Source organism: Aeromonas sp. R5-3 (assembly GCF_040908225.1).
Lineage (GTDB): Bacteria > Pseudomonadota > Gammaproteobacteria > Enterobacterales > Aeromonadaceae > Aeromonas > Aeromonas dhakensis.
The window spans coordinates 126,171-144,726 of the sequence record NZ_JBFODH010000002.1 but is presented as its reverse complement, the minus strand read 5'-3'; the positions used below and the strand labels follow the sequence as shown (position 1 = coordinate 144,726).

At 61.4% G+C, this 18,556-nt stretch carries 19 protein-coding genes; 11 read left to right on the top strand and 8 right to left on the bottom strand.

Features of this window, described 5'->3' with window-relative positions; genetic code table 11:
- Nucleotides 1–12 precede the first annotated feature (12 nt).
- The 3 genes from AB5Y95_RS00665 to mltB all read left to right on the top strand — a co-directional run bounded on the left by AB5Y95_RS00665 (nt 13) and on the right by mltB (nt 2,467).
- On the top strand, nt 13–651 hold the full coding sequence (locus AB5Y95_RS00665; RefSeq protein WP_368159319.1) for an ATP-binding cassette domain-containing protein: 639 nt from the start codon (nt 13–15) through the stop codon (nt 649–651).
- 14 nt (nt 652–665) lie between these two features.
- Complete coding sequence (locus tag AB5Y95_RS00660; RefSeq protein WP_368159318.1) at nt 666–1,268, top strand: CDP-alcohol phosphatidyltransferase family protein; 603 nt, start codon at nt 666–668, stop codon at nt 1,266–1,268.
- A 95-nt stretch (nt 1,269–1,363) separates the two neighbouring features.
- Nucleotides 1,364–2,467, top strand: coding sequence for a lytic murein transglycosylase B (gene mltB, locus AB5Y95_RS00655; protein ID WP_201988485.1), 1,104 nt, complete (start codon nt 1,364–1,366; stop codon nt 2,465–2,467).
- Between the two features lie 77 nt (nt 2,468–2,544).
- Here mltB and AB5Y95_RS00650 read toward each other — a convergent pair whose 3' ends face one another.
- Complete coding sequence (locus AB5Y95_RS00650; protein WP_368159414.1) at nt 2,545–3,210, bottom strand: peroxiredoxin-like family protein; 666 nt, start codon at nt 3,208–3,210, stop codon at nt 2,545–2,547.
- 112 nt (nt 3,211–3,322) lie between these two features.
- Here AB5Y95_RS00650 and AB5Y95_RS00645 point away from each other — a divergent pair, with 112 nt between their 5' ends.
- Nucleotides 3,323–3,913 (top strand): TetR/AcrR family transcriptional regulator, encoded by a 591-nt coding sequence (locus AB5Y95_RS00645; protein WP_162518871.1) that lies wholly within the window; start codon nt 3,323–3,325, stop codon nt 3,911–3,913.
- A 24-nt stretch (nt 3,914–3,937) separates the two neighbouring features.
- On the opposite strand, the gene AB5Y95_RS00640 is transcribed toward AB5Y95_RS00645, so the two are convergent.
- A complete protein-coding gene (locus tag AB5Y95_RS00640; RefSeq protein ID WP_011705436.1) occupies nt 3,938–4,420 on the bottom strand; it encodes a MarR family winged helix-turn-helix transcriptional regulator in 483 nt (160 codons plus the stop codon).
- 96 nt (nt 4,421–4,516) lie between these two features.
- On the opposite strand from AB5Y95_RS00640, the gene AB5Y95_RS00635 reads away from it, so the two are divergent.
- Entirely contained in the window at nt 4,517–5,398 is an 882-nt protein-coding gene (locus tag AB5Y95_RS00635) for a DMT family transporter (RefSeq protein ID WP_117403887.1), read from the top strand.
- An 87-nt stretch (nt 5,399–5,485) separates the two neighbouring features.
- On the opposite strand, the gene pgm is transcribed toward AB5Y95_RS00635, so the two are convergent.
- Nucleotides 5,486–7,135 carry a phosphoglucomutase (alpha-D-glucose-1,6-bisphosphate-dependent) gene (gene pgm / locus AB5Y95_RS00630; RefSeq protein WP_368159316.1) on the bottom strand — a complete coding sequence of 550 codons (1,650 nt, stop codon included), beginning with the start codon at nt 7,133–7,135 and terminating at the stop codon, nt 5,486–5,488.
- A gap of 57 nt (nt 7,136–7,192) precedes the next feature.
- Nucleotides 7,193–7,702, bottom strand: a complete 510-nt coding sequence (gene seqA / locus AB5Y95_RS00625) for a replication initiation negative regulator SeqA (RefSeq protein ID WP_005299178.1) — start codon at nt 7,700–7,702, stop codon at nt 7,193–7,195.
- Nucleotides 7,703–7,994: 292 nt separating this feature from the next.
- On the opposite strand from seqA, the gene AB5Y95_RS00620 reads away from it, so the two are divergent.
- The 4 genes from AB5Y95_RS00620 to fldA are packed head-to-tail and all read left to right on the top strand — an operon-like array spanning nt 7,995 to nt 9,917.
- A complete protein-coding gene (locus tag AB5Y95_RS00620; protein WP_368159413.1) occupies nt 7,995–8,759 on the top strand; it encodes an alpha/beta fold hydrolase in 765 nt (254 codons plus the stop codon).
- A 55-nt stretch (nt 8,760–8,814) separates the two neighbouring features.
- Nucleotides 8,815–9,036, top strand: coding sequence for a DUF2788 domain-containing protein (locus AB5Y95_RS00615; RefSeq protein ID WP_005299172.1), 222 nt, complete (start codon nt 8,815–8,817; stop codon nt 9,034–9,036).
- A gap of 20 nt (nt 9,037–9,056) precedes the next feature.
- Entirely contained in the window at nt 9,057–9,353 is a 297-nt protein-coding gene (ybfE, locus tag AB5Y95_RS00610; protein WP_005299169.1) for a LexA regulated protein, read from the top strand.
- Between the two features lie 39 nt (nt 9,354–9,392).
- The gene (fldA, locus tag AB5Y95_RS00605) at nt 9,393–9,917 is read left to right on the top strand and encodes a flavodoxin FldA (protein ID WP_005299167.1); all 525 of its coding nucleotides are present in this window, start codon (nt 9,393–9,395) and stop codon (nt 9,915–9,917) included.
- 59 nt (nt 9,918–9,976) lie between these two features.
- Here fldA and AB5Y95_RS00600 read toward each other — a convergent pair whose 3' ends face one another.
- Nucleotides 9,977–10,459 carry a DUF4442 domain-containing protein gene (locus AB5Y95_RS00600; protein ID WP_005299162.1) on the bottom strand — a complete coding sequence of 161 codons (483 nt, stop codon included), beginning with the start codon at nt 10,457–10,459 and terminating at the stop codon, nt 9,977–9,979.
- A 241-nt stretch (nt 10,460–10,700) separates the two neighbouring features.
- Here AB5Y95_RS00600 and fur point away from each other — a divergent pair, with 241 nt between their 5' ends.
- Nucleotides 10,701–11,129, top strand: coding sequence for a ferric iron uptake transcriptional regulator (gene fur / locus AB5Y95_RS00595; protein WP_005299160.1), 429 nt, complete (start codon nt 10,701–10,703; stop codon nt 11,127–11,129).
- A 98-nt stretch (nt 11,130–11,227) separates the two neighbouring features.
- Here the strand turns inward: fur and glnS are convergent, their stop codons facing one another.
- The 3 genes from glnS to nagE form a co-directional block, all read right to left on the bottom strand.
- The gene (gene glnS / locus AB5Y95_RS00590) at nt 11,228–12,889 is read right to left on the bottom strand and encodes a glutamine--tRNA ligase (RefSeq protein WP_368159315.1); all 1,662 of its coding nucleotides are present in this window, start codon (nt 12,887–12,889) and stop codon (nt 11,228–11,230) included.
- A gap of 345 nt (nt 12,890–13,234) precedes the next feature.
- Nucleotides 13,235–15,898, bottom strand: coding sequence for a beta-N-acetylhexosaminidase (locus tag AB5Y95_RS00585; RefSeq protein WP_368159314.1), 2,664 nt, complete (start codon nt 15,896–15,898; stop codon nt 13,235–13,237).
- 121 nt (nt 15,899–16,019) lie between these two features.
- Nucleotides 16,020–17,474, bottom strand: a complete 1,455-nt coding sequence (gene nagE, locus AB5Y95_RS00580; RefSeq protein ID WP_017786560.1) for an N-acetylglucosamine-specific PTS transporter subunit IIBC — start codon at nt 17,472–17,474, stop codon at nt 16,020–16,022.
- 273 nt (nt 17,475–17,747) lie between these two features.
- Between nagE and nagB the strand changes: the two genes are divergently transcribed.
- Nucleotides 17,748–18,548 carry a glucosamine-6-phosphate deaminase gene (nagB, locus tag AB5Y95_RS00575; protein WP_017766092.1) on the top strand — a complete coding sequence of 267 codons (801 nt, stop codon included), beginning with the start codon at nt 17,748–17,750 and terminating at the stop codon, nt 18,546–18,548.
- Nucleotides 18,549–18,556: the final 8 nt, after the last annotated feature.

Here is an 18,556-nt window from a genome sequence, read left to right as displayed (position 1 = left end):
GGAAATAGCCATATGCTGAGCACCACGCCTCTTCGCCTCTATCTGGAGGAGAACCTGCTGCTCTCGCTGCCCGCCCTGCTGGTGGCGCCGGGCGAGGTGTTGACCCTGATGGGGCCCAGTGGCTGTGGCAAGAGCTCGCTGTTGGCGGCGCTGGCGGGGGTATTGCCGGCCAGCGGCCCCATCCGGCTGGCGGGGGACGTGACCCTGGGCGCGCGCCGGCTCACCCAGCTGCCACCCCAGGCGCGGCGCATCGGCATGCTGTTTCAGGATGATCTGCTGTTCGACCACCTGACGGTGGCGGAGAACCTGATGTTCGGCATGCCGGCCAGCGTGAAGGGGCACAGGGCACGGCGGGAAAAGGTGGTGGCCGCGCTGGCGCAGGTGGAGCTGACCACTCAGGCGGACAAGCTGCCGGGGGCGCTCTCCGGCGGCCAGAAGGCCCGCGTCAGCCTGCTGCGGGCGCTCTTGGCCGAGCCCGAGGCATTGTTGTTGGACGAGCCCTTCTCCCGCCTCGACAAGCCGCTGCGGGCCGCCTTTCGCGCACTGGTATTCGCCCAGATCAAGGCGCTGGCCATCCCCGCCATTCTGGTGACCCACGACGAAGACGACGCGCCGGGCACCATACTCCAGCTCACCGAATCCCGTTTTTGACCGAGGAGTTCACCTTGTTTGATCGCCACCTGATCCCCGTTATCCGCAGCCCCCTCACCCGGCTCGCCAGACCGCTCTGCCGCGCCGGGATCAGCGCCAACCAGATAAGCCTCACCGGCTTTGCCATCGGCATGCTGGCGTTGCCGCTGCTGGCCTTTGGCTGCTATCAGTGGGCGCTGGCGGCCATCCTGCTCAACCGGCTGCTGGACGGGCTCGACGGCGCCGTGGCGCGGGAAACCGGCATCACCGACTGCGGCGGCTTTCTCGACATCACGCTGGACTTTATCTTCTACGCCGCCGTGGTGCTGGGCTTTGCCCTCGCCGCCCCCGCCAATGCGCTGCCCGCCGCCACCCTGCTGTTTGCCTTCATGGGCACCGGCTCGAGCTTTCTGGCGTTTGCCATCATGGCGGGCAAGCGGGGCATCGACAATCCGGTCTACCACCACAAGTCTCTCTACTATCTGGGCGGCCTCACCGAGGGGAGCGAGACCATAACCCTGTTCGTGCTGATGTGCCTGTGGCCAGCCGCCTTCGCACCCCTCGCCTACGGCTTTGCCCTGCTCTGCGCCATCACCACCCTGACCCGGCTCTGGAGCGGTTATCACACCCTGCGTTGAGGCAGGACGGCGGGAGGGGGCCGCTACGGAACACTTGCGCATGGACGACAATGTTTTACCATGGCGACACTCTTTTTCAGGCTCATGAGAACCTTATGCGTCGCCTTGTCTCCGTGCTCACCCTCTCCCTGTTTCCCATGCTCTATGGCTGCAGCAGCACGCCGGCTGCCAAGCCCGTGGTCAAGCCCCAGCCCAACAGCGCCTTCATCAACCAGACGCCACCGAGCAAACCCTTCTACGGGCAGGTGAGCCAGCCGGGTGTCAGCAAGGGGGACTTCGCCAATCGCGCCAACGTGGACAACTTCGTGCAGCGGATGGTGCAAAAGCACGGCTTCGACGGCGCCGAGCTGCACCGGGTGCTGGCCCAGGCCGAACGCTATGACTGGATCATCCGCCTGATGGATGCCCAGGCCCCCACCACCACGCCGCCCACCGGCCCGACCGGCGCCTGGAATCGCTACCGCGCCAAGTTCATCACCCCGGACAACGTACAGAACGGCGTCAGCTTCTGGCGTGAGTACGAGAACGAGCTCAACCGCGCCCAGCAGATCTATGGGGTACCGCCGGAGATCATCGTCGGCATCATAGGCGTGGAGACCCGTTGGGGCCGGGTGATGGGCAAGACCCGCATCCTGGATGCACTGGCGACCCTGGCGTTCGACTACCCGCGCCGGGCCGAGTTCTTCACCAGCGAGCTGGAATCCTTCCTGGTGATGACCCGCGACGAGGGGATGGATCCCACCGAACCCAAGGGTTCCTACGCCGGCGCCATGGGCTACGGCCAGTTCATGCCCTCCAGCTTCCAGCGCTACGCGGTGGACTTCAACGGCAACGGCCACACCAACCTGTGGGATCCGGTGGATGCCATCGGCAGCGTGGCCAACTACTTCAAGGCCCACGGCTGGGAGAAGGGACAACCGGTGGCGGTGCGCGGTCAGGGCCAGCTGCCCGGCTACGAACACGGCTTCCAGACTCGCTACCCGGTCGCCTCCCTGCGCCGCGCCGGGCTGACTCCCACCAGCACCCTCGGCAACCACAGCGAGGCGAGCCTGCTGCGTCTGGACGTGGGCACCGGCTATCAGTACTGGTACGGCTTGCCCAACTTCTACACCATCACCCGCTACAACCACAGCACCCACTATGCCATGGCGGTGTGGCAGCTGGGGCTGGCGGTCAAGGATGCCCGCGGCGGCTACTGATCCGGCCGGATAAAAAAGGCGGCCCTCGGGGCCGCCGCGCCAACCATCCACACTGCGCCTTCGGGCGCAGTGTGCGTTTACAGCGCCCCCGCCTTCGCCAGACGATCCAGCTCGGCAAGCAGGGCGGCCGGCTCCACCCGACGGGTGTAATCGGCGTTGATGAAGTGGTAGAGCACGGTGTGGTCCTGACCGATGATGTAGCTGGCCGGCACCGGCAGAGTAAAGCTCTCGTCGCCGTTGCTCGCCGGGATGTCGATACCAAAGCCGGCATAGATGGGCCTGAGCGCCTCCGGCAGTTCGAACACCAGCCCCAGCGCTGCCGAAACCCGGTTGCCCTCGTCACTCAGCACGGTGATCGCCAGCCCGTTGGCGGTGAGGGTATCCTGCGCCGAACTGGGGGTTTCCGGCGTCATGCCGATGAGGTTCACGCCGCGCTCGCGCAGCGCCGGCAACACGGCGTTGAGTGCCTGCATCTCCATGTTGCAGTAGGGACACCAGCCACCGCGATAGACGTTGAGCAGCACAGGCCCCTCCGCCAGATAGTGGGAGAGCGGGCGCACCACCCCGTGCTGATCCGGCAGGGCGAAATCGGGCATCCGCTCTCCGCGTCCCAGCGCAGCCTGCTCCAGCCCGCTTGCCTGCAGGCTGCGGGTCGCCTCCTCCATCAGGGCCAGCACCGGGGCCGGTACCTGGTGCTGCTTCTGCTCATCGTACGCTTTGATTTTTTGCTCGAGTGTGTGCATCATGACCATCCTTTTTGTAGTGGTCGCTACAATATCAGGCGGACCAAGCTCCATGGTCAAGTTGTTTTTTAGCGATCACTCCAAAATAACGTTTCACAAGGCAGGAATCGAGATGGCAAGACCCGCATCATTTGACAGAGAACAGGTACTGGAAATCGCCCTCAACGCCTTCTGGGATACCGGCTTCAGCAACACCGGCATTGCCGCGCTGGTCGAACGGATGGGACTCAAGCCCAGCAGCCTGTACGGCGCCTTCAGCTCCAAGGAGGGGTTGTTCATGGAGGTGCTGCAGCGCTATTCGGCGCAGAGCCTGGCGCAGATCGAGCAGATCCTGGGCTCGGCTGCCTCCCCCCTGGCGGGCGTGCAGGCCCTGCTCGATGCTGTGGCCCGGGATGCCATCGCCAGCGAGGCACACCGTGGCTGCCTGCTGGTCAACACCTTGCTGGAGATCGGCCGCCACCACCCGCTCATTCAGGAGACCGCCAGCAGCCACCTCGCCGAGGTCGAGCTGCGGGTCAGTGCAGCCCTGCGCCAGGCGCAGGCGGCAGGGGAGCTGGCCGCCGGGCGCGACGTCGACGCCACCGCCGCCTTGCTGATGACCATGGTGTGGGGATTGCGCGTACTGGGCCGCACCCATCCGCCCGCCGCCAAGGTGAACGCGGTACTGGCCCAGATGCAGGCCATCCTGTCTGCGAACGCATGACGACCGCTCACCAGGCTGCGGGGTTCACTCGTTTTCCAGCAGCCAGCGCTTGAGCAGGGCGGCCAGCTGCTCCTGCTCGGCCAGGGTCAATGGGGCCAGCAGGCGCCGCTCGTTGGCCACGTGCCGCTCCACCGCCCGGTCAACCAACTCCCGACCCGCGTCGGTCAGGCAGACCAGCAGGCTGCGCCGATCGCTCGGGGCGGCCTGACGCTCGATCAAGCCTCGCTCTGCCAGTTTGTCGAGGCGGGCGGTCATGGCCCCCGAGCTCAACATGGCGGATTGATAGAGCACGGTCGGGGTGAGCGGTTCGCCGGCCCGGCGCAGGGTCGCCAGAATGTCGAAGTCGCTGCCGAGCAGGCCGCACTCCTTGAGCTCCTCGCTCACCTCCCGTCCGGCGATAGCCGCCATCCGCGCTACCCGCCCCAGCACGCCCATGGGAGAGCAGTCGAGATCCGGTCGCTGCCGGGCCCACTGGGCCAGCAGCAGGTCTACATGATCTGATTCCATCTTCGGCCACTTATCTTTTTATCGAGATACTTGATGGTAAACCAATTTGAGGCTAATTTATCTTTACTTAAAGATACTTTATAAAGAGACAAACACATGCCCATGCTGATCGCCCTGCTGGCCCCCCTGCTCTGGGGCAGCACCTATGTCGTCGTCAGCCTCTACCTGACCGACTACTCCCCCTACTGGGTGGCGGTATGGCGGGCGTTGCCAGCCGGCCTGCTCCTGTTGCTGGTGCACCCGCGCCTGCCCCCCCTGTCCTGGGGCAAGCAGAGCCTGCTGGCGTTTTGCAACATCGCCGCCTTCTTCGCCCTGCTGTTCGTGGCCGCCTTCCGACTGCCCGGGGCCGTGGCGGGCACCTTGGGTGCCACCCTGCCGCTGGTCTTGATGTTGCTGGCCTGGTTGCAGGATGGCGTCAGGCCATCCCTGAAATGGCTGTTGCTGGGCCTGATGGGACTGGGCGGGGTCTTGCTGCTGCTCAACCCTTCCGCCAATCTGGATCCTGTCGGCGTGACCTGCGCCCTGCTGGCCACCCTGCTCATCGGCCAGTCCAGCCGCTGGATGCGCCACTGGCCGGTCAGCGATCTGCTGGCGCTGACCGCCTGGCAGCTGCTGCTGGGTGGCCTGATGCTGATCCCGCTCGCCTGGTGGCTGGCCGGCCCCATGCCGCTGCCGCAGCCGGCAAGCGCCCCCGGCCTGCTCTGGCTGATCCTGCTCAACACGGCGCTGGCCTACTGGGCCTGGCTGTGGGGGCTCAAGCGCCACGGCCCGGAGGTGATGGGCATGCTGGCCCTCACCAACCCCATGGTGGCGGTCTCTTGTGGCGTGCTGATGGTGGGCGAGACGCTGGATGTTCGCCAATGGCTCGGTATCGGGGTGATCCTGGCCTCACTGTTTCTGATGAAGCTGCCGGCCCGCCCCTTCTTCAAGCGCTGGCAGGCCCGCCGGGCGTGCACCGGCCAGTGCGGCAAGCCGTAAGCCGGCTCAAGGACAATACAAAAAGCACAATAAAAAAGAGGAGCCATCAAGGCTCCTCTTTCACATTCCGCGGGGGATGAGTCGAACTCAGACACCGGCCTTGGCCAGAGCGGCGGAGACGATCTGCTGGGCTTCCTGCTGGATGAGGTCCAGGTGCGCCTCGCCCTTGAAGCTCTCCATGTAGATCTTGTAGATGGACTCGGTGCCGGAGGGGCGCGCCGCGAACCAGCCGTTCTCGGTCACCACCTTGAGGCCGCCGATGGCGGCATCGTTGCCCGGCGCCTTGGTCAGCTTGGCGACGATGGGCTCACCAGCCAGGGTGGAGGCTTCCACCAGCGCCGGATCCAGCTTGGAGAGCACCGCTTTCTGGGCGCTGTTGGCCGGGGCGTCGATGCGGCGGTAGCTGGAGCGACCAAACTTGGCTTCCAGTGCATCGTAGTGAGCCTGCGGATCCTTGCCGGTCACCGCCAGAATTTCCGCTGCCAGCAGCGCCAGGATGAAGCCATCCTTGTCGGTGGTCCAAACGGTGCCGTCTTTGCACAGGAAGGAGGCGCCCGCGCTCTCCTCGCCGCCAAAGCCGAACTCACCGCTGTAGAGGCCATCCACGAACCACTTGAAGCCGACCGGCACCTCTTTGAGGGTGCGGCCAATCTCGCCGGCAACCCGGTCGATCATGGAAGAGGAGACCAGCGTCTTGCCGACGGCTGCATCGGCAGACCAGCCGGTGCGGTGGGTAAACAGATACTGGATCGCCACCGCCAGATAGTGGTTCGGGTTCATCAGGCCCGACTTGGTGACGATGCCGTGACGGTCGTAGTCGGGGTCGTTGCCAAGGGCGATGTCGAACTTGTCCTTGAGGGCAATCAGGCTGGCCATGGCGAACGGGCTGGAGCAGTCCATCCGGATCTTGCCGTCTTTATCCAGGGTCATGAAGGAGAAGGTCGGGTCGACCTTGTAGTTCACCACCTCGATGTTCAGACCATAGGTCTTGGCGATGACGTCCCAGTAGGCGACGCCGGAGCCACCCAGCGGATCGACACCGATCTTGATGCCCGCGTTCTTGATGGCATCCATGTCCAGCACGTTCTTCAGGTCATCCACATAGGGAGTGACGTAGTCGTGCAGGGCCACAAACGGGCTCTTGAGGGCCTCGGCGAACGGCATCCGCTTCACGCCGGCCAGACCCGCTTCCAGAATCGCGTTGGCACGATCCTCCACCCACTTGGTGATCTCCCCTTCGGCGGGGCCGCCGTGGGGCGGGTTGTACTTGAAGCCACCGTCTTCCGGCGGGTTGTGGGACGGGGTGATCACCACGCCGTCGGCGCGCGCGGCAGGCTTGCTGGCATTGTGGCGCAGGATGGCGTGAGAGATGACCGGGGTCGGCGTGAAGCCGAGGCCGGCCTGAATGCGGGTCTCGACGCCGTTGGCCGCCAACACTTCCACCGCACTGGCAAAGGCGGATTCAGAGAGGGCATGGGTATCCATGCCGACAAACAGCGGGCCCGTGATGCCGGCCTGCTGGCGATACTCCACCAGTGCCTGGGTCACCGCCAGGATGTGGGATTCGGTGAAGGCATTGTGCAGGGCGCTGCCGCGGTGGCCGGAGGTGCCGAAGGCAACCCGCTGCTCGGGACGACTCATGTCCGGCTTGTTGAGGTAGTAGGCGCTGACCAGACGGGGGATGTTGGTCAGGTCGCTCAAACGGGCCGGCTGACCGGCGTGGGAATGCTGTGCCATGGCGTTGTCCTTGCTTGATGGCGGCCTTGCCCGGCAAGGCCAGAGTCTGATGAACCGTTAGATTGCGCCGCACACCCGGGCAATCACCTCGTCGCCATACCCCATGCTGGCCATCAGCTGGGCCACCATGTTCTGTTTGCGACTGGTGTTGGTGTTGGTGATCACCCAGAACGGGGTTTGTGGCACCTGCTTGGGCTTGGTGGTGCTGCCGCTGGCGCGCAGGGCATCGGGATCCCGCGAGAAATAGACGCGCTTGCGCCCCTTGATTTCGGTGGCCTGGGTAAACCCGACCGGATCATCCCGGTAGAGGGTACTGAGCACCTGCATGAAGCGGTTGATGGATTTCTCTTCTTTTTGCAGCTCGCCGGAATCGAGCAGCGTTTCCAGCCCCATGGCGTCGGCCACGGTGGGCGAGGGAGCCGCCGTCACCTCTGCTGCGACCGGCGAGGCCTGGCGGGCGGGCTGTTCCAGCAGGCGGCGCAGGATATCGGAGGCACTCTCACCGATGTGCCGGGTCTGGCTGGCGATATAGAAGTAGAGATCGTCATCAAGCTCGATGGTTTTCATAGGGATGCGCTGGACTCGTCGAAATTCGGATGCGGCGATTATACATAGGCAAACCCGGCAGCCCAAGCAAGGGGCGGACAGATGTGCATGAATCTCATCGAGAATACGGCATAATAGCGGCCCAAGTGTGTGATCCGTCGCACTGATAGCCGATCTGGCTGGCTTTTTTTAGGAAAAAAACCACACTTTTTTGCTCCGTGATGAGTGAAATCCTTTTCTTTCCAGTGCGTTAAATCATGGCGAGCAACGTACTCACGACCGACAAGGTGTCATTTTGCAACAAAACCCATTATTGAACTTCAAGGAGCAGGGCCAGGGCCAACCCGTCGTGCTGATCCACGGGCTGTTCGGCAGCCTGGACAACCTGGGCCTGCTGGCACGCCCGCTGAGCGAACAATACCGGGTCATCAGCGTCGATCTGCGCAACCACGGCGCCTCCTTTCACTCCGACGAGATGAGCTACCCGGCCCAGGCAGCCGATCTGCTCGCCCTGCTCGATCAGCTGGGGCTTGAACAGGTGGCGCTCGTGGGCCACTCCATGGGGGGCAAGGTGGCCATGCAGGTTGCCAAGCAGGCACCAGCCCGCGTCGCCAGGCTGGTAGTGGCCGACATAGCGCCGGTCGCCTACCCTCACGCCCGCCACCAGAACGTGTTTGCCGGCCTCAATGCCACGCTCGAACACGCTCCGCAAAGCCGCGGCGAGGCGGAAGCCATCCTGGCCGAGCATGTCGAGATCGCCGGCGTGCGCCAGTTCCTGCTCAAGTCCTTCGCCAAGGGGGAGTCGGGTTGGGGCTGGCGTTTCAACGTGCCGGCCCTTGAGCGCAACTACGCCAACATCATGGGCTGGCCCGATCCACAGAGCCGTTTCGACGGGCCTACGCTCTTCATCAAGGGGGGGGATTCCGACTACATGCTGCCCGCGCATACCGAGACGGTGATGGCCCAATTTCCCGCCGCCAAGGCCCGGGTCATCGCCGGCACCGGTCACTGGCTGCACGCGGAAAAGCCGGTTTTGTTCAACAAGCTGGTTGTGGATTTCCTGTCGACAGGCGGTTAACAGTTTCAAATCCTTTGTGATATAGTGCGCCCGTCATAAGGAGTGTGCGCAATCCATGCTAAGTGAACATATCGACCTGATCGAGAGTCTGGGCCTGAAGTTATTCTTTGTGGCCATTTTCGTATTGATTGGCCTGGCCATTCAGGACGTGCTCAAACGTGGCAATGTGCCCCGTTTCGGCCGATTCATCGTCTGGTTGGTACTCTTCCTGGGTTGTGCAGGTTTTGTCGCCAAGGGGCTGATCGAACTGGGCTGGGAAGGCTCAGGCATCGGCTAACTTATTTCCATCTGTGATGTATGGCCAAACAGCAAACTGATCGAACAACACTGGATCTGTTCGCAAACGAGAAGCGCCCCGGCAGGCCAAAGACCAACCCACTCCCCCGCGAGACCCAGCTCAAGATCAACAAGCGCAACCAGCTCAAGCGCGATCGAGAGAACGGCCTGAAGCGGGTAGAGTTAAAGGTGGAGGCCGAATTGCTGGAGCGCCTGAACCAACTTGCGTTACAACAGAACGTCAGCCGAGCCGAGCTGATCCAATCTATCCTGAAGCAACAGATTGAGTCTGCACATGCAGCAGGCATCGCAATCTGACCGTTAAGCATTAACACCAGATACGGGTAACTAAACACTATGGCTAGTGTAGGTCTGTTTTTCGGCAGCGATACCGGTAATACCGAAGCTGTCGCCAAGATGATCCAGAAAGAACTGGGCAAACAACTGATTGAAGTCCGTGACATTGCCAAGAGCAGCAAGGCCGACATCGACAGCTTCGATCTGCTGATGTTCGGTATCCCGACTTGGTACTATGGCGAAGCCCAGGCCGACTGGGACGACTTCTTCCCCGAGCTGGAAGAGATCGACTTCACCAACAAGCTGGTCGCCATCTTCGGATGCGGCGATCAGGAAGATTATGCCGAGTACTTCCTCGACGCCATGGGCACCCTGCGTGACATCGTCGAAGCCAAAGGCGCCATCGTCATCGGCCACTGGCCGACCGCAGGTTACGAGTTCGAAGCCTCCAAGGCGCTGGTGGACGACAAGCACTTCGTGGGTCTGGGCATCGACGAAGATCGCCAACCCGAGATGACTGCCGAGCGCGTCAAGGGCTGGTGCAAACAGCTGCATGAAGAGATGTGCCTGGCCGAGCTGGAGTGATCCACGCTTGCCAGCACCTCTGACAACAAGGGCCCCGCGGGGCCCTTGTTGTTTTCTGGTCATGCGCTCTCGCCGCCCCTGTGTTCGGGCTTGGCCCGCACATAGAGGGTGCGCTTGACCTGGGCCACCAGCTCGCCCTGGCCATCCTGTACCGTCACCTCGAACTCGGGGAAGTGCTTGTCTCCCCCTTCGGTCGCCGCGACTATGGCGGCCAGCTTGCCGTCGGTCAGGTTGAATTCGGCCACCAGCTTGCCCTTGCCCGGCTTGATGTAGTTGATGCTGCCCGCCTTGTCCCAGACGTAGTAGCGGTTCTTGAAATAACCCATCAGCATCAGTGGATAGATGGGATCCGTCATCGCAAACATGCTGCCGCCAAACTGGGTGCGGTTGGCATTCTTGTTCCACCAGCGGGACTTGAGGGTGACCCGGCAGAAGCGAAAATCATCGCTCAATGTCTCTATCTTGATGCCCGCGCCCCAGAAGGGGGGCCAGGCGTTGAGGGCGCGGCGCACCCAGGCCGCGTTGTCAAAAAGCCAATCCATGGATCTCATCCGACCAGAGTGAAGAAGGTTACATTTTATCAACATTCGGCGGGTGAGCAAGCCGCCGTCACAATCCGCACAATTCGTGGATAAGCGGTCGATCGCGCTAAAGCCCTTGAATTACTGGGTTTATTTTTAGGTGAGCTACGACCTATAATGACAGGCCAAGCGAGTTCGTGGTTGCCATTACAGCGGCAGTCAATCAGAATAACCACACCTTCGAGAATGCGAATAAATAGAAATGGCAGACAACAACCAAGCGTTAAAAAAGGCCGGGCTCAAGATCACCTTGCCCCGTGTCAAGATCCTGGAAATCCTGCAACAGCCGGACTGCCAGCACACCAGTGCGGAAGATCTGTACAAACGACTGATCGACCAGGGTGAAGAGATTGGTCTCGCTACCGTCTACCGCGTTCTCAACCAGTTTGATGATGCCGGTATCGTCACCCGTCACCACTTCGAAGGGGGCAAGTCGGTGTTCGAGCTGGCCACCCAGGAACACCACGACCACCTGGTCTGCCTCGACTGCGGCAAGGTGATCGAGTTCTCCGACGAGGTGATCGAGCAGCGCCAGACCGAGATCGCCAAGAAGCACAACATCCGTCTGACCAATCACAGCCTCTATCTCTATGGCCACTGCGCCGCCGGCGACTGCAAGCACGACGATTGATTGGCAGAACCCGCGCAATAAAAAAGCCAGCATGATGCTGGCTTTTTTATGCCTATATTCCGGACAAGAAAGGGCAGGGCCTCCCCTGCCCTCCTTCATCAGGCCTCGGCCTTGCCCCACACGTCGCGCAGGGCCACGGTGCGGTTGAACACCAGGTGCTCCGGGCTGGAGAGCTTGTTGTCGGCGCAGAAATACCCTTCACGCTCGAACTGGTAAGCCTGCTCCGGCTTGGCATCCTTGAGGGAAGCTTCCACGCGGGCACCCTCGATGATCACCAGGGATTCCGGGTTCAGGGCCGCTTCGAAGTCCTCTTCGGCACCCGGGTTCGGCACCTTGAACAGGCGGTCGTAGAGGCGCACTTCGGCCGGCAGGGAGTGAGTGGCGCTGACCCAGTGGATCACCCCTTTCACCTTGCGGCCGTCCGCCGGATCCTTGCCCAAGGTCTCGGGATCGTAAGAGCAGTAGATGCAGGTGACCTTGCCGTCAGCATCCTTCTCGACCCGCTCAGCCTTGATGACATAGGCGTTGCGCAGGCGCACTTCCTTGCCCAGTACCAGACGCTTGAACTGCTTGTTGGCTTCTTCTTTGAAGTCCGCTTCATCGATGAGGATCTCGCGGGTGAAGGGAAGCGTGCGGGTACCCATCTCGGCATTGCTCGGGTGCGCCGGGGCAGTCAGCACTTCATCGGCGGCCAGGTTCTCGATGACCACCTTGACCGGATGCAGCACGGCCATGGCACGCGGGGCATTCTCGTTGAGATCTTCGCGGATGCAGGCTTCCAGCATGCTCATCTCGACGATGTTGTCCTGCTTGGTGACGCCGATGCGCTTGCAGAACTCGCGGATGGAGGCCGAGGTGTAGCCGCGGCGGCGCAGGCCGGAGACGGTCAGCATGCGCGGATCGTCCCAACCGTCCACGTGCTTCTCAGTCACCAGCAGGTTCAGCTTGCGCTTGGACATGACGGTGTATTCGAGGTTCAGACGAGAGAACTCGTACTGACGCGGGTGGCAGTCGATGGTGATGTTGTCCAGCACCCAGTCGTACAGGCGACGGTTGTCCTGGAACTCCAGCGTACAGATGGAGTGGGTGATCCCTTCCAGGGCGTCCGAGATGCAGTGAGTGAAGTCATACATCGGGTAGATGCACCACTTGTCACCGGTCTGGTGGTGGTGGGCAAACTTGATGCGATAGATGACGGGGTCACGCATCACCATGAAAGGGGAAGCCATGTCGATCTTGGCACGCAGGCAGGCGGTGCCTTCGGCAAACTCACCGTTCTTCATCTTCTCGAACAGGGCCAGGTTCTCTTCCACGCTGCGATCGCGGAACGGGCTGTTTTTGCCCGGCGCGGTCAGGGTACCGCGGTATTCGCGCATCTGCTCGGCAGAGAGCTCGTCCACGTAGGCCAGCCCCTTCTCGATGAGCTCGATGGCATAGCCGTGCAGCTTGTCGAAATAGTCGGAGGAGTAGCAGATCTCGCCGTTCCACTGGAAGCCGAGCCACTGCACGTCCTGCTTGATGGACTCAACGTACTCGATATCTTCCTTCACCGGGTTGGTGTCGTCGAAGCGCAGGTTGCACTGGCCCTGGTAGTCGCGGGCGATGCCGAAGTTCAGGCAGATGGACTTGGCGTGACCGATATGGAGATAACCGTTCGGCTCGGGCGGAAAACGGGTATGCACGCTCTTGTGCTTACCGCTGGCCAGATCTTCATCAATGATCTGACGAATAAAGTTAGTTGGGCTGTTCGCCTGACTCATGGCTCACCTCAAAAATGCGTCACTGGCGGAAGTTGTGCCGGCTGGCACCCTCATCCCCCCGCCGTCAAGCCGGATATGATCCCTCATTACGCGCCCTGTCTCAACCTGAATTTGCCCGTTTCGGGGTACTGGCGCCGCAAAACGCCCCGCACTGGTGGCCGGTTTGACTGACTGGCGAAAAAAAGACCCCGCACGAGGCGGGGTTCAAGGTGATGAAAAACAAAAACAGACAATACACACACAACAAAGGCTCACACGCACAGTCAACCTTTCCCAAGCCCGATGGCCATCGTCCTTGGGAAAGGCGGGTCTTGCGACCCACCTTGCGTTATGGATTGAGGACTATCAGTTCAGCTCGGTGACGCGGCTGGTGCGCTTGCCATCGAAGCTGGTGGTACGCAGGTAGACCTTGCCATCCACGGTCGGCTTGGCGGCAGCGTCGTAGGCGCTCCAGCTCTTGCCATCCAGGCTGTACTGGATGGGCAGACCCGGCAGATCCACGTTCGCTTCCAGCACGCCGTTCACCACCTTGGCACCCGGTACGGAGAGGCGGTATTCCACCCCGGCCTGGTCCAGTTTCGGCAGCACGCGCTGACCCAGCACGTTGGCGAACTGGTTCCACTCCTTGTTCAGGGTGGCCTTGTTGACGAACTTGGTGGTACCGGAGAACTCGCGGTTCTTCACGTAGTCCAGCTCGAAGCCGCCCTTGTGCCAGGCACGCTCGGCCATGGAGAAGATACGCGGGTAGACCATGTACTCGTATTGCGCGTCGGTACGCACGGTTTCACTCCACTGCTGACCGGAGATCCCCTTGAACTTGACCGGATCCTGGTCACCCTTGGCCACGAAGGCGTTGCCGTCGCGGTCAACCGAGGTCTCGGCGTTCTGCGGCAGGTTTTCCGGGGCGAAGGCAAACACCTTGCGGGTGTCGTTGAAGCGGGTGGCCCAGTAGTAGCCGCGCTCGGCCGGGTGTACCTCGTTCGGGAAGTCGAAGTAGAGGTAATCCGGGTTGGAGAGCACCACCTCATAGCCCTTGTGCGCCCACTTCATCGCTTCGTTGAAGCCACCCCAGTAGAGGGTTTCCCAGAAGTTGACCCGGGTCTTGTCGGTGGCGAACACGCTGGCATCCGTGGCGTACTTGAGACCATCTTCCCACGCCTGCAGGGTGGAGAAGCCATGGCCCTTGACCATCTCGCTCACTTCCTTGGCGAAGTAGACCGGCAGCTCGGCCACGTCCTTGATCTTGCCCTCATCCACCATCTTCTGGCACATGGGGGACTTGCCGAACGGCTTGTCCTGCTTGCTGGAGTCGACGTTGCCCTTCCAGGCCACCAGATCTTCTTTCTTGGTGACGGCAGGATCCTGGTAACCACCGCCCTGCATGATGTTCTTCGCCTCGTCACCACCGTAGTGCCAGGCAGTCAGCGGTTGACCGGCGGCCTGGTGCATCTGGGCCACTTCGTCCATCACCTTGGCCACAAAGGTGGCGGCGCCCGGCTGGCAGGGGTTGATGAAGGACATCTTGTCGTAGAACTGCACCGAGGTGACGTTGGAGGTATCGGCCGGGTCGGTCAGACGGAACTGGTTCGCCTCGGCCTCTTTACCTTCAGCCATCAGGCGCTTGTAGCGCGCTTCCATGGAGACCACGGCGGCACGGGCGTGGGCCGGCATGTTGATCTCGGGGATCACGGTCACGCCGCGGGCCTTGGCATAGCGCACCAGGTCGATGTAGTCGGCCTTGCTGTAGAAACCGGAACCCTGGTTGTCGCTGGTCGGGCCTGAGCCCAGCTGCGGCATCAGGCACTTGGTTTCGGACTCGTCGTGGCAACGCTGGCTGCCGACGTCGGTCAGCTCCGGCAGGCCCGGGATCTCCAGACGCCAGCCTTCATCGTTGGTCAGGCCAAGGTGCAGCACGTTGAGCTTCATGGCGGACATCTGATCCACCAGCTTCTTCAGGGTCTCGGGGCTTCTGAAGTGACGGGCCACGTCGGTCTGCATGCCGCGGTATTCAAAGCGCGGGGCATCCTCGACGTGCATCTGGCTCACCAGCTTGTCGTTGACTCCCAAGAGGGAAATCAGGGACTGGGCACCCCAGAAGGCACCTTCGATGTCGTGCCCCTGAATGACGGTACCCTTCTTGCCGATGGTCATGTCGTAGCCTTCGGTCTGCTTGAGCTTGCTGCCGAGCTTGATGGTCACTGGGTAGCCGGTGTCGGAGAGGGTAACACCCAGCTTGGTCAGTTGAGCCTTCAGGGCTTCGGCGCGATCGCTCGGCAGGTCGAGGGCATTGAGCTTGATGGTGGAGAAGTCGACCTGCGGGCCGGCTTTCACTACCTGCTTCATCGGGGTCGGCAGGATCTGGTTGTCGACCTTGCCAGCCGGCAGCAAGCTGCTGGTCTGGTTGGCGGCGAAACGGGTTTCGCTGTTCATCAGGATGTTGTTGTCATCCTTGGTGCGCTTCCAGCCGTCGGCCGGCATCGGCTTCTCGTAGGTGGTGGCATCGTCGATGTTGCTCATGCTGGTCAGCACTTTCGGCTCGGCCCCTTCGCTGGCGACATACCAGTTCGGCATGATGTCAGATTCGAACAATACCCAGTACTCCACCACCAGCGGCACTTCGACCGTGGCATCCTTGGCAAAGCCCTGGAACTTCTCGGTCGGCGTCAAACGATAAAGGTCGCCGGTCAGGTGGGTGATGGTGAACTGGTCGTTGTCCACCCGCTGGATGCGACGGATGGAGGAGACATAGATGCTCCAGTCTTTGGAGGTGACGTCAGCACCGGTGTTGGTCAGGTGCAGCTTGGCAACGCCGCAGCTCGCCCACTCGGAGCCCAGCGCCTGGCAGTCGAGGCCGGCGCCGGCACCGTCGTTGGTGACGACTTCGTACTTGACGACGAGGTTGTTGGCGAGGGCGTCGACCACGGCTTGCTTGGCGGCATCGGCTGCAAGTGCCGGACCGGCGAAAACGGTAGACATGGCAATGGCTAACAGAGAATGTTTCAAGTTCATAACTGCTGCTCTCATTTGAAGTAAAGGTTGGATTTTCTTGGCTTTTTTATATTGGGCCCCGAGGCGGGGCCCTTAGTTATGTCAACAATGGACTTAGACTTGAGGCGAGCTTGGCGCCCGATTAACGCAGGGCCTTCATCTCACCGGCAATGATTTCGGCCAATGGGCCCAGAATCACCTGCAGGTTCTGCTCACCGAGCTTGACCACACCGGCCGCGCCCAGGGCTTTGAGCTTGCGCTCGTCAACGATGCTGCGATCTTTCAGGGTCAGACGCAGACGGGTGATGCAGGCATCGATGGTCACCAGGTTCTCCTGGCCGCCCAACACTTCCAGGTATTGCTTGGCCAGCTCGGTGCGGTCAGTGGTTTGAGCCTGTGCCGGTACCGCTTCGTCATCTTCACGACCCGGGGTTTTCAGACCCAGTTTGGCAATGACTGCGCGGAAGACCACGTAGTAGAGGCCGAAGAACACCAGACCCTGCGGGATCAGCATGTACCAGTTGGTCGCCAGGGGGTTGCGGCTGGAGAGCACCATATCCACCAGGCCAGCACTGAAGCCGAAACCAGCCATCCAGTGCATGGAGGCGGCGATGAACACGGAGATACCGGTCAGGAACGCGTGGATGACGTACAGTACCGGCGCCACGAACATGAAGGAGAACTCGAGCGGCTCGGTCACCCCGGTGAAGAAGGAGGCAAAGGCGGCGGCGATCATGATGGACGCAACCTTGTCCTTGTTCTCTTTCTTGGCAGAGTGGTAGATGGCCAGTGCGGCGCCCGGCAGACCGAACATCATGATGGGGAAGAAGCCGGCCTGATACATGCCGGTCACACCCACGACAGCCTTGCCGGCGTCGATGGAGGATTGACCGCCCAGGAAGTTCGGGATGTCGTTGATGCCGGCCACGTCGAACCAGAACACGGAGTTCAGGGCGTGGTGCAGACCAATCGGGATCAGCAGACGGTTGAAGAAGGCGTAGATACCGGCGCCGGTGGAACCCAGGTTGACGATGGATTCACCAAAGCTCACCAGACCACCGTAAATGACCGGCCAGACGGCCATCAGGACGAAGGCGACCACGATCATCACCACGGAGGTCACAATCGGCACCAAACGACGGCCGGAGAAGAAGGCCAGCGCCTTGTGCAGTTCCACACTGCTGAAGCGGTTGTAGAGCTCGGCCGCGATCACACCGGTCAAGATACCGATGAACTGGTTCTCAATCTTGCCAAACGCAGCAGGCACTTGGTCCAGCGGGATCTGCTGGATTTGTGATACCGCGCCCGGGCTCAGCAAGGTGGTCACCACCAGATAACCGACCAGACCGGCCAGCGCGGCAGAACCGTCTTTGTCTTTGGACATGCCATAGGCAACACCCACGGCGAACAGGATGGCCATCTTGTCGATGATGGCGGAACCCGCCTTGATCAGAAAGGCGGCCAGCGCACTGTCACCACCCCAACCATTCGGGTCAATCCAGTAGCCAACCCCCATCAGGATCGCGGCGGCAGGCAATACCGCTACCGGCACCATCAGGGCCCGGCCGATCTTTTGCAAATAACCGAGAATGTTCACGGTTCCTCTCCTTAGTTAATGTTTTTCTAGAAATTAAGTGCTTATCACGTTTGACGCATAAGCCATCAAGGCTTGATTGGCAGTCTAGGGCTTTTATTTCGCTGCGCAAATTAATAAACCTGTAATCGTGATCATTATCACCCAAACGAGATAAAGGTGGCGGATAGATGTGGCTTAGTTCGCAATCTTTATTTACGCTATAAAACAACTTAAATCCGTCCCGCTCTTCTTGCCGCCGACATCCCGGCCGCAACCCGTACAGAGGTATCTACAATGCGCCTGATCCCGTTGAAATCTGCCAGCCAAGTGGGGCTGTGGTCCGCCCGTTACATCGTTGACCGTATCAATGCGTTCAAACCCACTGCCGATCGCCCCTTCGTACTGGGCCTGCCCACTGGCGGCACTCCGCTCAACACCTACAAGCGCCTGATTGAACTGCATAAAGCCGGTGAGGTGAGCTTCCAGAACGTGGTCACCTTCAACATGGACGAGTACGTCGGCCTGCCGGAAGACCACCCCGAGAGCTACCACAGCTTCATGCACAACAACTTCTTCAGCCACATCGACATTCGCCCCGAGAACATCAACATCCTCAACGGCAACGCGCCGGATCTGGTGGCCGAGTGCAAGCGCTACGAAGACAAAATCAAGTCCTACGGCAAGATCCACCTGTTCATGGGCGGAGTCGGCAACGACGGCCACATCGCATTCAACGAGCCGGCCTCATCCCTGGCCTCCCGCACCCGGGTCAAGACCCTGACCGAAGACACCCGCATCGCCAACTCCCGCTTCTTTGGCGGCGACATGGAGCAGGTGCCCAAGCTGGCGCTGACCGTGGGCGTCGGCACCTTGATGGATGCCGAGGAGATCATGATCCTGGTGACCGGTCACGGCAAGGCGCAGGCCCTGCAGGCCGCGGTGGAAGGCAGCGTCAACCACATGTGGACCATCTCCACCCTGCAGCTGCATCCGAAGGGAATGATGGTGTGTGACGAGCCCTCCACCATGGAGCTCAAGGTCAAGACGGTACGCTACTTCCAGCAGCTCGAAGCCGCCAACATCGGCCGTCTGTAAGGAGTCAC

Bases quoted from the DNA above. Each gene is read 5' to 3' on its own strand.
- AB5Y95_RS00665 (WP_368159319.1), top strand. From the start codon at position 13: ATGCTGAGCACCACGCCTCTTCGCCTCTATCTGGAGGAGAACCTGCTG.
- mltB (WP_201988485.1), top strand. From the start codon at position 1,364: ATGCGTCGCCTTGTCTCCGTGCTCACCCTCTCCCTGTTTCCCATGCTC.
- AB5Y95_RS00650 (WP_368159414.1), bottom strand. From the start codon at position 3,210: ATGCACACACTCGAGCAAAAAATCAAAGCGTACGATGAGCAGAAGCAG.
- AB5Y95_RS00645 (WP_162518871.1), top strand. From the start codon at position 3,323: ATGGCAAGACCCGCATCATTTGACAGAGAACAGGTACTGGAAATCGCC.
- AB5Y95_RS00640 (WP_011705436.1), bottom strand. From the start codon at position 4,420: ATGGAATCAGATCATGTAGACCTGCTGCTGGCCCAGTGGGCCCGGCAG.
- AB5Y95_RS00635 (WP_117403887.1), top strand. From the start codon at position 4,517: ATGCCCATGCTGATCGCCCTGCTGGCCCCCCTGCTCTGGGGCAGCACC.
- pgm (WP_368159316.1), bottom strand. From the start codon at position 7,135: ATGGCACAGCATTCCCACGCCGGTCAGCCGGCCCGTTTGAGCGACCTG.
- seqA (WP_005299178.1), bottom strand. From the start codon at position 7,702: ATGAAAACCATCGAGCTTGATGACGATCTCTACTTCTATATCGCCAGC.
- AB5Y95_RS00615 (WP_005299172.1), top strand. From the start codon at position 8,815: ATGCTAAGTGAACATATCGACCTGATCGAGAGTCTGGGCCTGAAGTTA.
- ybfE (WP_005299169.1), top strand. From the start codon at position 9,057: ATGGCCAAACAGCAAACTGATCGAACAACACTGGATCTGTTCGCAAAC.
- fldA (WP_005299167.1), top strand. From the start codon at position 9,393: ATGGCTAGTGTAGGTCTGTTTTTCGGCAGCGATACCGGTAATACCGAA.
- AB5Y95_RS00600 (WP_005299162.1), bottom strand. From the start codon at position 10,459: ATGGATTGGCTTTTTGACAACGCGGCCTGGGTGCGCCGCGCCCTCAAC.
- fur (WP_005299160.1), top strand. From the start codon at position 10,701: ATGGCAGACAACAACCAAGCGTTAAAAAAGGCCGGGCTCAAGATCACC.
- glnS (WP_368159315.1), bottom strand. From the start codon at position 12,889: ATGAGTCAGGCGAACAGCCCAACTAACTTTATTCGTCAGATCATTGAT.
- AB5Y95_RS00585 (WP_368159314.1), bottom strand. From the start codon at position 15,898: ATGAACTTGAAACATTCTCTGTTAGCCATTGCCATGTCTACCGTTTTC.
- nagB (WP_017766092.1), top strand. From the start codon at position 17,748: ATGCGCCTGATCCCGTTGAAATCTGCCAGCCAAGTGGGGCTGTGGTCC.